This window comes from Alteromonas sp. 4NS20-0143 (assembly GCF_057542855.1).
Genome location: NZ_BAAJLR010000002.1, coordinates 48,004 through 60,907, shown reverse-complemented (window position 1 = coordinate 60,907; position 12,904 = coordinate 48,004). Strand labels below are relative to the sequence as shown.

Sequence of the window (12,904 nt, the reverse complement as noted above, 5' to 3'; positions counted from 1 at the left end):
TAAAAACCGGGAACGGTATTACTTGGCAAACAACGCAGTAATTTTTTTCATTCGCGCTTTATTTACACCTAGGTCGGACAACCCAAGCCGTGATGCCGATCTAAAGTCAATTTTCGTTTTATTATCTTGTGTTTGAGATAGTAAAAACTCAACATCATCAACAAAGCCAAATAAATGCGACCTGAACTCTACTCTCAAGTAATTATCTCGTTTTTCAACTACGGTGGTTCGAGGTAGTGAATGTATAACGCTAAGCAACTTTTCCTTTGTGATTGCCTTTGAACCGTTAAATAGAATTGGTACCATATCCCCAGAGCCATTGTTCATACTGCTAATGCAGTTGGGAGTAGCAGGGCAGTCTTTAAGCGATTCGCCGCTTATACCCAGCTCTGGCGGAGTAACAGAGCAGCCTACAAGCGTTAAAGAACAAAGTAATAAATACAGCTTTTTCATCATTTCTCTTTTTGTATAAATATCACGTTTTACTAGGGCGTGTTGATCTTTGTTGTACGATTTTTGGGCTAAATGGAAGCATTTTAATCGCGAAACAGTCCTGTAGGCCTAGTGGGCTAAGTCAAAGGGCTGTGACAAAGAGTAAAATGCTTCCATAACGCCCCCTTCGGGCAGCGCCTGTGAGCTATTTATCCTGCGTTAAATGGTTTCGATTTAGCCCGCTAGACCTTCAACCATTCGCCTTGTCTAAATAGCTCACAGACCGCTGCAAAAATGTACAGCAAAGATCAACACGCCCTACTGTTACACATTAGCACAAATTTTCCTCTGCTTTCGCTGTTTGCTCATCAAAGGGCGATAAATGAGGTAAGGGGTTTCGTCTTCTATGCATCAAACTCGGCGTATCGATATAGAAAAATTAAAAATTTTTTAAGAATACGAACTCTAGCATTGCGCACATCAATAAATTTCCTGATCTTAATTATCAACAGGTGACACTAAGTAGTACAATCACGCTGTCTTTTCATCATTCGTTAGTAGAGCTGTAAAATGAAACTCTTTATAAACCTTATTCGCAACTTACTCGGTGCCATCATTGCCTTTTTCGATGTTGTTACCCGCGGCACTAAACTAAAGCGTTCGCCAGAAAAGCAAGTGCAGGTGGCTGAAGAAAGTCAGAAATTAGCGTTGTACCAATTCTTTGGTTGCCCTTTCTGTATCAAAACGCGCAGAGCAATGTATAAATACAATGTACCCATTCAAAAGCGAAATGTATCAGAGGGTTCGCCCTATAGAGAAGAGTTGTTACAGGGCGGCGGAAAAATTCAAACACCATGCCTTCGCATCGAAAACGAAAAGGGCGTTGAATGGATGTATGATTCTAAAGCTATTATTGGTTACTTAGAAGAGCGTTTTGTTGAAGCAAAATAGCCGAATTGTTAATTACGCTGTCTGAGATGACAGCGTTTTTTTATTTTGAGGTTGCCACGCGGTTTCTACCCCCATGTTTTGCGTTATACACGGCCTCATCTGCACGTTTTATTAGTGCATGGATATTGTGATCTTCGGTGAGTGTTGCAATGCCTATGCTACAGCTTATCGAACATTCGCTTTGTAATAACAGCGGCGAAAGCGATGACAATGCAGAAATGTTTTTTCTTATCCGCTCGGCTAACTCTTTGGCTTGTTGCTCATTAGTTTGCACCAAAACAATAAGAAACTCTTCACCACCATAGCGTCCAACATAATCAGTTTGCCTGCATGTTTGTGTAATGGTATCGGCTATCATCACTAGCACGTCGTCGCCAAATTGATGGCCATAGCTGTCGTTTATTTTCTTGAAATAGTCCACGTCAAGCATCAACACTGAGCAGAGTTGATCATGGCGTTCACACTGACTAATTTCATTCTCCAAATGTTGCAATATAGCGCGTCGGTTAAGAATAGATGTGAGTGGATCGGTGTTGGCTTGTATATGAAGCTCTCGAGTGCGCGCTTCTATTTTCGCCTCCAGCGTAAGGTTAATCTCTTTAAGTTCTTCTTGCGCGTTCAGAAGCTCTTTATTGCGCTGCGCCAGTAAAGCAGAGCTGGGAAGCGCGACAATGGTCGGTGTGAGCTTCCATAGTGCCAATGCGGTCACCGCTGAAACTATTCCTGTAGTGAGCTTTGCCAGGCCCTCAATAAAGTAATACCCGTGCCAGATATTTACCAGCCCTAACAAATGCGTAATGCCACAAAAGCTGATAAAGCCAGCGAAGAGTAAAAAAAGGCGGTCAAATTTTAAATCATCTCGTTTACGAACGATATGTATCAGCGCAATGGGGATCAATGCGTAAGATGTTGCTGTGAGCGCATCACCGGTTACATGTAGAAACAGTAAATCCCAACGCCACAAAAGACAGTGTCCGTGTGGCATAAAGCTACCGTTGAAAATTATTTCAAGCACTACACTCTCCCTTTATTCAAACTACACACTGTCATCAATAAAGAATGATAATGTTTATAGCGGTGAAATTTATCGGTGCGACGGCGTCAACGTGCAGACATTCAATGAGTTTTCCTCCCTTACATAGTAGTTCATACTCTTGATGCGTAAAGTTTATTGCTTAAGAATCCGGCAAGGAAGCACTGCAAGGAAGGTCTGGGAAGAAACCCTAAATTTGGGCTTCCCAACTGTTTATGTAGTTTGACTATAAAGACTGTCGGAGCAGATTAGAGATGGTGCTGGCTATGCTGTTGTATATGCTGTGATATAAAATACTTGGCCATACAGACTGCTGAGCCAGGCTCTTAAAATAAGACCTTGAAATAAGACGTTGAACCAAAACCTTGAACTAAGTGATTGAAGTGCCTGTGGTCTGTTTTACCCAAACAGCTATTCTTCTAAGAAGAACAGCTATAATGAGAAATGCCGCCAGCGCCAAAAAACTCTCTGGGGCGCAACTGGTAATACCGGCTTTGCGCATGTTCTGATTGTTCTTCATATGGATTAGTAAGCACATCTTGCAAAGCATGAATGCGGTCGAAGTTACCCCCTTCTGCCTCTTTATACGCTGGCACAACGAACCATTCACGCCACGTAAATTTTGGGTTGGTAAGCTTCATTCTTCTCGCGCATTCGTCAACATTATTTGACTCTTTACCTGTCTCTTCAGACGACTTTTCACCTGACTTTTCTAGCTGGGCTCGCCAATTTTGAATCCACTCATTCCACTGAGCAACCATATCCTCTTTTAGTGGTGCGTAAAAACTCGTCGTCAGCGCTTCAACATCACTAGGAAGGTGAGATAGCTCTCTAAAAAAGTGGTTATAGTCTGCCCCCGTGCGCATCATTAAGTGTAAAAGTTGAAGCAGTAGTTCATTATCATAAGCAGCAAGCCCCAGTTTTGCTGCCCACATGGTGTTCATTTTTTGCTGCATAACCGAGGCGAAATTTTCGTTTATATTGCGCAGTGCCTCTAGTTCCTGTGGCGTGTCGGTAAGCAATGGCTCAATTGCACGACAAAACATGCCGAAGTTCTTTTCTGCTGCTACGGGCTGGTTGAGGAATGAGAAGTGGCGACCTCCACCCGTCCATGGTTGGTAAGCTGGATCGAACAGTTCACAAAAACCAAACGGTCCATAATCCAGTGTATAACCTCCCGCCGCGCAATTGTCGCTGTTGAAATTACCTTGGCAATAGCCTATTCGAACCCAGTGCGCCACAAGCGACGTGAGTCTGTCTTGAAACGCAGTAGCAAGGGCGACTAGCTGAGCTTCAAATGGCTGGTTCGTATCAATATCACTCTTATACTCACGCTCAATTAAGTGTTTAACCAGCAGTTTTAGCTCGTGTAAAGCTGAAGGATGTTGATTGCTTCTCGCCCGTCTTCCAAAAAGCTCTAGCTGACCTACTCTCATAAATGAGGGGGCAACGCGGGTTGATATTGCCACGAGGTTTGGCACCATCACTTCGGGGTCTTGGGAGTTTGACCCTTCTAAATACCAAGGCCTGTCCACCGTTTCCGACTGAGACATAAATAAGCTGAGGGAACGAGACGTAGGAACGCCCAGTGCGTGCATATGCTCTTGTACTAAAAACTCTCTCACGCTAGAGCGCAACACAGCCCTGCCGTCGGCACCTCGGCAATATGGTGTTCTTCCTGCGCCCTTTAACTGCATTTCATAGCGCTTTCCGTTGGTCACGGTCTCCAATATAGAAAGGGCTCGCCCATCTCCATACCCATTGCCCGTTGAAAATGGACATTGCTGAATATATTCAGTGCCGTAGATTGACAGTGCATAGCCGGTAGCCCATCCATGTGGCTTTATCTCAGCAGGGAGTGAAGACATATCGCCAGAGAACAAGCGCATAAATTCAGGGGTGCGCGCAAGGCTATTATCAAACCCTAATTCTTCAAAGAACATAGGGCTATGCGCTACGTATTTGGGATTAGCTATTGGGGTGGGCGTTACCGGTACATAATGGCCTGAGAATACTTGTCTTGGGTTATGCTCACTGCCGTCTGCTCTAGCATCTGGGTCCATAACAAGGCTGTTGAGAAACGAGTAATCAAGGTGTTTTGCAAGGTCGCTTACTGTTTGAATGGGTTGCTGAGCTTTATCTTGTTGATCATCTAACATTGGCGCCTCTTTTAAAACGTTTGATTTGAACGACATGCTACTACAAATGTATTGAAAGACACATCTGTAGTGCAAAACTCAGCTCGCGGTACTCTATACGTGAGTAGATATCCGAAAGTGCAACGGGTAAATATCTTCTGCGATAAAAGCATCATTTAACGGTAATAATTAGCGATACTCTCTAACGGTGCTAATTTAGGACTAGGGTACAGTATTTTATCAACAGCCATTTGCACTAAGCTCATACGCATCACAATAACGTGTTTCACTTGTCGCTATTACTGGCAGAGTTCTATACATTTTAGGTCTGCGCTATGAAAAACATATCTTTCGCTCACAAAGTTTTCGATGGAGTCATTCTTCTCCTTGGTGTAACACTATGCAGTAAACTTCTTCAATACAGTGTTCTTAGTTATTTAAACCTCCCGTTTTCTATTAACCCTATGTCTTTTATTGGTGAGGCCGATTTAGCGTTAAATGCCTCTGCTCTTTCAAAGTATAAGTACATTTTTTTCGACTTTGTTTGTTTCGCTTTCTTTTACTTTACGCTCAAAAAAATGCGCTCATTCATTCGTCGGTTGCAAAGGAGAGTAAACACATAAACAGGCACCTGGCGTGTTTACTTTTTGATGGATTAAGAGCAACCTAACTATCCAATGTGTTGGCATACTACTGATTTATATTGCAGAACCAAAAGAAGGGGCTATGCAACTGCATGCCTGCTTAGGCGGATAAATAAGATGTTTTAGATGATTGCAGTTAATAGCATATCGGAATAGCTCATCGTACTTGCTTGTCGTATTAGTTGGTCTTAGTGGTTTTAGCAAGCTAGCAAAAATGCTGATTGCGTAGCGCCAACCAATTAATGCTCTACTGGATTTGAAACTAATGACAAATAATAAATCAACAAAAATAGTCATACTCGGCGCAGGCAGCGTGGGGTGCTACATTGGCGGGTGTCTAATTGCCGCAGGAGCCAATGTAAGTCTATTGGGAAGAGCCCGCTTACAACACGATATAGCGCAGCACGGGTTGCGATTAACTGATTGGGAACATCGAAATAGCACTGTGAGCGCAAGCGATATTCATTTCACTACAGATAATGATGTACTTGCTGAAGCTGACTTTATATTGCTGTGCGTTAAAAGCTTAGACACACAGAGCGCGGCGGAATTGATAAAGCAATATGCCTCCCCGAATGCGGTAGTGGTAAGTTTTCAAAACGGCGTTGGCAATGGCGAATTACTTCAAGCATCACTGCATCAAACGGTACTGAAAGGAATGGTGCCTTTTAATATTTTTTATCAAGGTGAAGGGCATTTTCATTGTGGCACTCAAGGCAGCTTAGCAATAGAAAATAAAGATGATGTTTGCCAGGCTCTGCTCACGCAGCTGCACAGTGCAGCACTGCCCGTTGATGTTTATGACGATTTGACTAGCGTTCAGTATGGTAAATTAATTATTAACCTTAATAATGCGGTTAACGCACTCTCTGGTATTCCGCTTCAGCAACAGCTAGGCAATAGAGATTATCGAAAAGTAGTCGCAGCGATACAAAAAGAAGCCTTGGCCGTTCTCAAGGCCAAAGGAATTACGCCTGCGCGATTGGGTAAGGTTATACCATCTTTGATGCCCTATATTTTGTCACTCCCAAACGGCCTCTTTAAGTTGGTTGCTGCCTCTACGCTGAAAATAGACCCTCAAGCACGCTCTTCTATGTATGAAGACCTACAGCTCAACAGGCCAACTGAAATCGACTTTCTTAATGGGGAAATTGTGCGGTTAGGAAAACAGGTGAATATACCGACACCTGTTAATAGCCACATTACAGCCTTGGTAAAGCTCGCTGAGAAAAGCGCTACAGGCTCACCACATCTATCGGCAGAGGAATTGATGGTAGCATGAAGACCGCACTAGGAGTGACAAACAGCGCAACAGTCATAAAGCGATTGTATGCGCTGTTTTACCCTAGTTATTAGGCCGCAAGGGCGCGAATGAGCTGTGAGAAGGTGGGCTTGTCTTGCACATCAAGAGGAGCCTTCAGTTTACGAGCAATATCGCTAACGCTGATTACCCCTCGAACTTCATGCGTTCCTCTGTCGAGCACTAGGCAGTGATGTTGGCCGTAATCTTTCAGCGTTTCAATAACGTCACCCACCGTGGATTTTGCTAGTTCAGTATAGTCGAATGACATTAGGGACGTTTTGTCTTGCATAAAATCACGTACCACTAAGCTATCTCTCGGTAATTGCAACTCAGCAATTTGCTTTACAATGTGCTGTTCATTAACGTCTTCAGACGTAATAATGCCAGAAAACGCATTACTCGCATTAACCACTAACATCATTCGAACGTGTGATTGCCGCATTCTATTTTCAACTCTCGTGGCCGGAGCATTTTCATCAATTACCAACGGCATGTACTGCTTAAAGTCAGTAAATACCGACATTGCAGATGAGGTTAACGTTACATTGGTTTCAATTACAGGCCATGCAAGACGGTCTGCTGCATCAGTTTTATGAAGTTGTAAGGTATGCATTACCTTCCCCTTAAAGTAGTAAACAAATGTTAAAAAGAGACGAACGGTTTTGTTTAACTGCGTTGGGGTGGGGCTCGAATAAGGTGTGCTGGACAGCTTGCAACATCGTTGTAAACACAAGCAAAAGCACTAGCGTTAATATGTTGAATGCTGACGACATACGTATAATTTAATACGGAGGTGTCGTCGATATCATCATAGTCGCCTGCTTGTTCTGCTGACGCATAGGGTGAAACAGTTTCGCTATAATTTACTGGTGAAATATCATTGCTAAACGCGCCATCTGTACCATTTTCCGGTACGAATAATGAAAGCGTAATAAGCAGCAATAATAAATTCAAAAGTAAAACTCCAGCTCAAAGTGGTAGGGATCTTTCCCTAAACATAATATAGGTATGTTTTGTTTTCGAAATAGGCCGTTTTGTCGTAATTTTTCACCGAGCTATCGTATCTTGGGCGCTTGCGGGGCGTATATTGGGCAGTTATGTAGAATGCAGTGGGCGCTTGCGGACGCGAGGATGAGCGCGTGGCGGCGAATAGTGGATGAAGTAGGAGGACCATTTCCCTAGTAAAAAGACCCATAAGATACTTAAGCGACGTTGAAAAGAAAAAGTGCCAGTCAATTTTTTTGACTGGCACAATTATCGCCCTTCTTGGTATTTAGGGCACAATGGATTGTTTTCCAGTGCTATTTTTCTAAGATCATTTTTCCAATGTTACTTCTTAAGTACTATGCGCAGCATTCTGCGCAGTGGCTCTGCGGCACCCCACAAGAGCTGGTCGCCTACGGTGAAAGCGGAAATATATTCTGGCCCCAGCGTTAGTTTACGAATTCGACCAACGGGTATGGTTAATGTACCCGTTACTTTGGCAGGGGTAAGTTCTTGCATAGTAGCGTCTCTATCATTAGGCACAACTTTTACCCACTCATTATGTGATGCCAAAATGGTTTCTATTTCCTCTACAGGAAGGTCTTTTTTAAGCTTAATGGTAATGGCCTGACTGTGGCAACGCATTGCACCAACACGCACGCAAATACCGTCGATAGGTATTTCTTTTTGCTCAGTGTTGCTAATGCCTAATATTTTATTTGCCTCAGCTTGCGCTTTCCATTCCTCGCGACTTTGCCCAGACGGTAACTGAGAGTCAATATAGGGGATGAGGCTGCCCGCTAGCGGTACGCCAAATTGTTCGCTGGGGTAATCGTCGCTGCGAATAAACTCTGCCACTTGTCGGTCGATATCAAGAATGGCGGTTGCTGGGTCTTCAACGCTGGCTTTTACATTGTCAGAAATAGCGCCCATTTGCGAGATAAGCTCTCGCATATGTTTAGCGCCAGAACCCGACGCAGCTTGGTAGGTCATAGGCGATGCCCATTCAACTAAATCTTTTTCAAACAGACCACCAAGTGCTAATAACATCAACGAGACGGTGCAGTTGCCGCCCACAAAGGTGCGAACGCCAGCGTCGATGCCAGATGTAATTTCACTGTTATTAACCGGGTCGAGTACGATAATAGCATCATCATTCATTCGAAGTGCAGACGCTGCGTCTATCCAATATCCCTTCCATCCGGTTGCGCGCAAGTCTTCGTAAACGGCTTTAGTGTAATCACCGCCTTGACAGGTAATAATGATATCTTGCTGACAAAGCGCATCAATATCGAAGGCATCTTCTAAAACACCATTTCCATTGTGAGTGTCATCACCCGCGGAATTGCTACCAAAAACTGGGGCAGGTGTGCCCTTTTGTGAGGTGGTAAAAAAGGTGGGCTCAATATGCGCAAAATCGTCTTCTTCTTGCATGCGCTGCATTAATACTGAGCCAACCATACCGCGCCAGCCCACTAAACCTACTTTTTGTTGTGCCATTGAATTGAGAACCCTTGTTGCTAAAATGATAAGTACGGCCTTTCCTGTAGCGTAACATTACCTACGAAAGCCTTTGTTGCAGTATGCACAGCACATACCGCGGTTTACCTGTCGTTTTTATTTTTATGCTCGCAGTCTAAGGGTTATTGCGGGCTCTTACTAGTGGGTTTTTAGACATAATCCTTTCGATTTATTACTTTAATAATTTATGACTTTGTTGTGTTGAGCTTTGCGTCAATGGCAGTTGCCCTTGCATTTACCGGGCACTCTTTTTATGCTCAAACTCTATCGCTTCAATTAAATTCAATAGAAAAACGAGACCTTTTAGTATGAGTGTTGCAAATATTATGTCTAAACGCGTGGTAAGCGTTTATATGGATGACAGCTTACAGTCTTTGCGAGAACTGTTTACTGCAACGGGCTTTCATCACTTGGTGGTTGTGCATGACAACACACTACAGGGTATTATTTCAGACAGAGACTTGTTGAAAGCCGTTAGTCCCTTTGTTGATACTATTAGTGAGCGAATGGCCGATAGAGCAACGCTGGACAAAAGGGCGCATCAGATAATGACCCGCGAGGTTATTACTCTGTCTCCAGAATCATCAATTTTCACCGCTATTGAGCTATTCAATAGCAACAAAATATCCTGTATTCCCATTGTCGATGAAAAGTCCCAGCCGGTAGGCATGGTGTCGTGGCGCGATGTAATGCGCTTTATGCAGCAACGTGTTGAATCGAAGCGGTAGCGCTGCGATAGGGTGAGGGTAGAACGTTTTTAAACAACAAGAAAACAAAAAAGCGGCCAGTCCACTCATTGGGACTTTGGCCGCTTTTGTCTATTTATCGCTTTTGTTCTTAGCCGTTATTTAAAACTACGATTTACGGTAGCTCACCTTAAATAACAGGCTGTAAAGCACAGGTACAGCGATAAGCGTTAGCACGGTAGCAAAAGACAGTCCACCCATAATGGTCACCGCCATATCCGCAAAGAATGGGTCGAACAACAGCGGCGCCATACCTAATATAGTGGTTACAGCAGCTAATGCGACTGGCCTTACACGGCTTAACGTAGCCTCTACAATGGCTTTTCTAATGGCTAGCCCTTCCTCAATTTGAAGGTCAATCTCTTCAATCAATACAATGGCATTTTTAATTAGCATGCCAAACAAGCTTAAAAAGCCAAGCAATGACATAAAGCCAAAGGGCATGTCGGTTGCTAGCAAGCCAGAAACCACACCTACGACGGCCATGGGTACTACTAGCCATATAATAAGCGGCTGTCTAGCATGACCAAATAGAAGCACTGATATGATAAACATCACTAAAAAGCCTGCTGGTAGCCCAGCGCCCAACGCTTTTTGAGCATCTCCAGAGCTTTCAAATTCACCACCCCATTCAAGATGGTAGCCTGGCGGCAATTCAATAGACTCAACCACAGGACGTATTCTCTCGAATGCTTTTGCAGCGGTTTCATCAGGACCTGGTTCACCTTCAACAGTGATTGTACGAAGGCGATCTCGTCGATGAATTCGCATTTCTTCGGTAATGAGTTCGAGACCTTTTGACACCTGTGTGAATGGTACATATTGGCGTTGCTGTGACGACCACACCTGTGACTCGCGAATCGACTGAAGTTCAGTGTCTTCTGCCTTACCCATTTTGGCCATAATACTGTAGGCGTAGTCGCCGTCTTGCACCGTTCCAAGCTGTACGCCGCTACTTGCATATTGCACCGTTTGGCTAAAGTCAGAATGAGAGACACCCGCAATACCCGCGTTGTAATTGTCGTATTGGGTATTAATGGCAAAGCCTTTTTCACGCCAGTTGTGGCGTACATCAATAATTTGCTCATCTTCAAAGAACAGCGCCTTTGCTTGCTCTGCCAATTCTCTTAACACTTCTGCATCAGGACCTGAAAAGCGAGCCTCTAATTTTGCGCCCGACCCAGGGCCAAACTGCATGCGCTCCATATAAAAGTTTGCATCAAAGTCTAAGTCGCTGAGCTTATCAGCAAGTTTAGCTTGAATAGAGGGGATAGCATCGAGTGTTTCTGCCCGTACCATGAAAAACGCATAGTTTTCGTTAGCGCTTTTAGGGGCATAGGTCAAAGTAAAGCGATCCGCACCTTGGCCTATAAAAGTAGTCACCGCCGTCACGTTTTCCATACCAAGAATGCGTTTTTCAGCTTGTTGAGCTATTTCTTCAGTAGCGCGAATGTCGCGGTCTTGCGGCCCCCAATAATGAACAAAAAACAATGGCGCATTCGACGGTGGAAAAAAGCCTTGTTTCACCATACCAAAGCTGCCGTAAGCCACAACAGTAATAACGACAAGGGCTGCTATGGTTATCCAGCGAAATTTAAGCGCTTTTAATAGTGCGCCCTTAAAGGCACTAAGCATGGCAGATGGCTTGTCGTTTTCACCTTGGGACATGCCTTTTCTATAAAAATAAGCGCCTAGCACGGGTACTAGCGTTACGGCTAGCACCCAACTGATCATAAGCGACACGAGTACTACGGCAAACAGTGAATAAAGGAATTCACCGGTGGCATCATTTGATAAACCAATGCCTGAAAATGCAGCTATACCTATTACAGTTGCCCCTAATAATGGCCATTGAGTACGTTTCACAATAAAGCTTGCTGCACTTTTCGCTGTTGTGCCCGTGGCCATTCTTAGCATCATGCCTTCTGCTACTACAATGGCGTTATCAACTAACATACCCATGGCAATAACCATTGCGCCTAACGATATGCGCTGAAGTTGAATACCCATTAGCCACATAATAAGGATTGTACCTAACACGGTAACAAGCAATACGGTGCCTACTACAACGCCTGAGCGCCAGCCCATGAACAGGCACAAGGTCAGGGTTACCACGGCAACCGACATCACAAGGTTGGTGATAAAGCCATCTACCGATTCGTCAACCACCGAGGCTTGATCGTAAATAGGCGTTAGGGTAATTCCTACTGGTAGTTGCTTTAATAGCTCGTCGACTTTGGCATTAACACGCTCGCCCACATCTACAATGTTGACGTCTGCAAGTGCTGACACGCTTAACGTTAATGCCTCGGCGCCATTGTAACGTACCAATACCGACTGAATATCGGCAGGTTCAAGTTTAAGCGTTGCAATGTCTGCCACACGTAACGAACGATTAGTACCTGGAATTACCACAGATAAGTTAGATATTTCTTCTAATTTATCGGGAGCACGCTCAACGATAATGCGAACATTTTTTTCATCTACTTTTACCCGTCCTCCGTTAAACGGGCGCAGATTATCTTGAAACAGTGAGGCTAAATCTGGAAAAGAAATACCTAAACCCGCAAGCTGATAGGGGTCTATGTAGGCAACAATTTGTTCGTTTTGTACACCAGTAACATTTACTTTGGCCACTCCGTCTGTGGTAAGAAGGTCGCGGCGAATTATACGTGCAAACTCGCGAAGCTCTCGCGTGTCAAAGTCAGGTGCACTTAGGGCGTAATACAAACCGTACACATCGCCAAAGTCATCATAGACAACGGGGTCTTGAGTGCCAGTAGGAAGGGAGCTTGCTGTATCCCGAATGCGCTTTCTTAGCTCATCCCATATTTGCGGCAGCACATCACTGTCGTAAGTACTTTTAACTTCAACGGTAATTTCAGATAGTCCTGGCGATGACACCGAGTTTACTTTCTTCAACTGAGGCATTTGCTGAATAGCGATTTCTAATCGCTCGGTGACTTCTCTTTCTACCTTTTGTGCACTTGCACCAGGGTAAGCGGTATACACTTTTACCTGTTTAATGGTAAATGCAGGGTCTTCTAGGCGTCCTATTTTGGTCATTGCCAAAATGCCGCCCAAAAGCAGTATCACCACCATTAGCCAGACATTAACCGGCTTATCAATTGAAAAGCGTGCTATATCCATGA

At 44.1% G+C, this 12,904-nt stretch carries 10 protein-coding genes; 3 read left to right on the top strand and 7 right to left on the bottom strand.

The window, feature by feature from the left end:
- Positions 1–18: 18 nt before the first annotated feature.
- Complete coding sequence (locus AC27HD_RS04015; RefSeq protein WP_487103983.1) at positions 19–453, bottom strand: DUF1499 domain-containing protein; 435 nt, start codon at positions 451–453, stop codon at positions 19–21.
- 549 nt (positions 454–1,002) lie between these two features.
- On the opposite strand from AC27HD_RS04015, the gene AC27HD_RS04010 reads away from it, so the two are divergent.
- On the top strand, positions 1,003–1,383 hold the full coding sequence (locus AC27HD_RS04010) for a glutathione S-transferase N-terminal domain-containing protein (protein WP_487103981.1): 381 nt from the start codon (positions 1,003–1,005) through the stop codon (positions 1,381–1,383).
- A 40-nt stretch (positions 1,384–1,423) separates the two neighbouring features.
- Here the strand turns inward: AC27HD_RS04010 and AC27HD_RS04005 are convergent, their stop codons facing one another.
- Both AC27HD_RS04005 and AC27HD_RS04000 read right to left on the bottom strand, forming a co-directional pair.
- Positions 1,424–2,398 carry a GGDEF domain-containing protein gene (locus AC27HD_RS04005; RefSeq protein ID WP_487103979.1) on the bottom strand — a complete coding sequence of 325 codons (975 nt, stop codon included), beginning with the start codon at positions 2,396–2,398 and terminating at the stop codon, positions 1,424–1,426.
- Positions 2,399–2,835: 437 nt separating this feature from the next.
- On the bottom strand, positions 2,836–4,575 hold the full coding sequence (locus AC27HD_RS04000; RefSeq protein ID WP_487103977.1) for a protein adenylyltransferase SelO family protein: 1,740 nt from the start codon (positions 4,573–4,575) through the stop codon (positions 2,836–2,838).
- Positions 4,576–5,463: 888 nt separating this feature from the next.
- Here AC27HD_RS04000 and AC27HD_RS03995 point away from each other — a divergent pair.
- Positions 5,464–6,480, top strand: coding sequence for a 2-dehydropantoate 2-reductase (locus AC27HD_RS03995; RefSeq protein WP_487103975.1), 1,017 nt, complete (start codon positions 5,464–5,466; stop codon positions 6,478–6,480).
- A 70-nt stretch (positions 6,481–6,550) separates the two neighbouring features.
- Here AC27HD_RS03995 and AC27HD_RS03990 read toward each other — a convergent pair whose 3' ends face one another.
- The 3 genes from AC27HD_RS03990 to asd all read right to left on the bottom strand — a co-directional run bounded on the left by AC27HD_RS03990 (position 6,551) and on the right by asd (position 8,985).
- The gene (locus AC27HD_RS03990; protein WP_487103974.1) at positions 6,551–7,114 is read right to left on the bottom strand and encodes a CBS domain-containing protein; all 564 of its coding nucleotides are present in this window, start codon (positions 7,112–7,114) and stop codon (positions 6,551–6,553) included.
- 53 nt (positions 7,115–7,167) lie between these two features.
- The gene (locus AC27HD_RS03985) at positions 7,168–7,455 is read right to left on the bottom strand and encodes a hypothetical protein (RefSeq protein ID WP_487103972.1); all 288 of its coding nucleotides are present in this window, start codon (positions 7,453–7,455) and stop codon (positions 7,168–7,170) included.
- Between the two features lie 375 nt (positions 7,456–7,830).
- Positions 7,831–8,985: an aspartate-semialdehyde dehydrogenase gene (gene asd / locus AC27HD_RS03980; RefSeq protein ID WP_487103970.1), complete on the bottom strand. Its 1,155-nt coding sequence runs from the start codon at positions 8,983–8,985 to the stop codon at positions 7,831–7,833.
- A gap of 329 nt (positions 8,986–9,314) precedes the next feature.
- On the opposite strand from asd, the gene AC27HD_RS03975 reads away from it, so the two are divergent.
- Complete coding sequence (locus tag AC27HD_RS03975; protein ID WP_032096056.1) at positions 9,315–9,734, top strand: CBS domain-containing protein; 420 nt, start codon at positions 9,315–9,317, stop codon at positions 9,732–9,734.
- Positions 9,735–9,860: 126 nt separating this feature from the next.
- Here the strand turns inward: AC27HD_RS03975 and AC27HD_RS03970 are convergent, their stop codons facing one another.
- A complete protein-coding gene (locus tag AC27HD_RS03970) occupies positions 9,861–12,902 on the bottom strand; it encodes an efflux RND transporter permease subunit (protein WP_487103968.1) in 3,042 nt (1,013 codons plus the stop codon).
- Positions 12,903–12,904 lie beyond the last annotated feature (2 nt).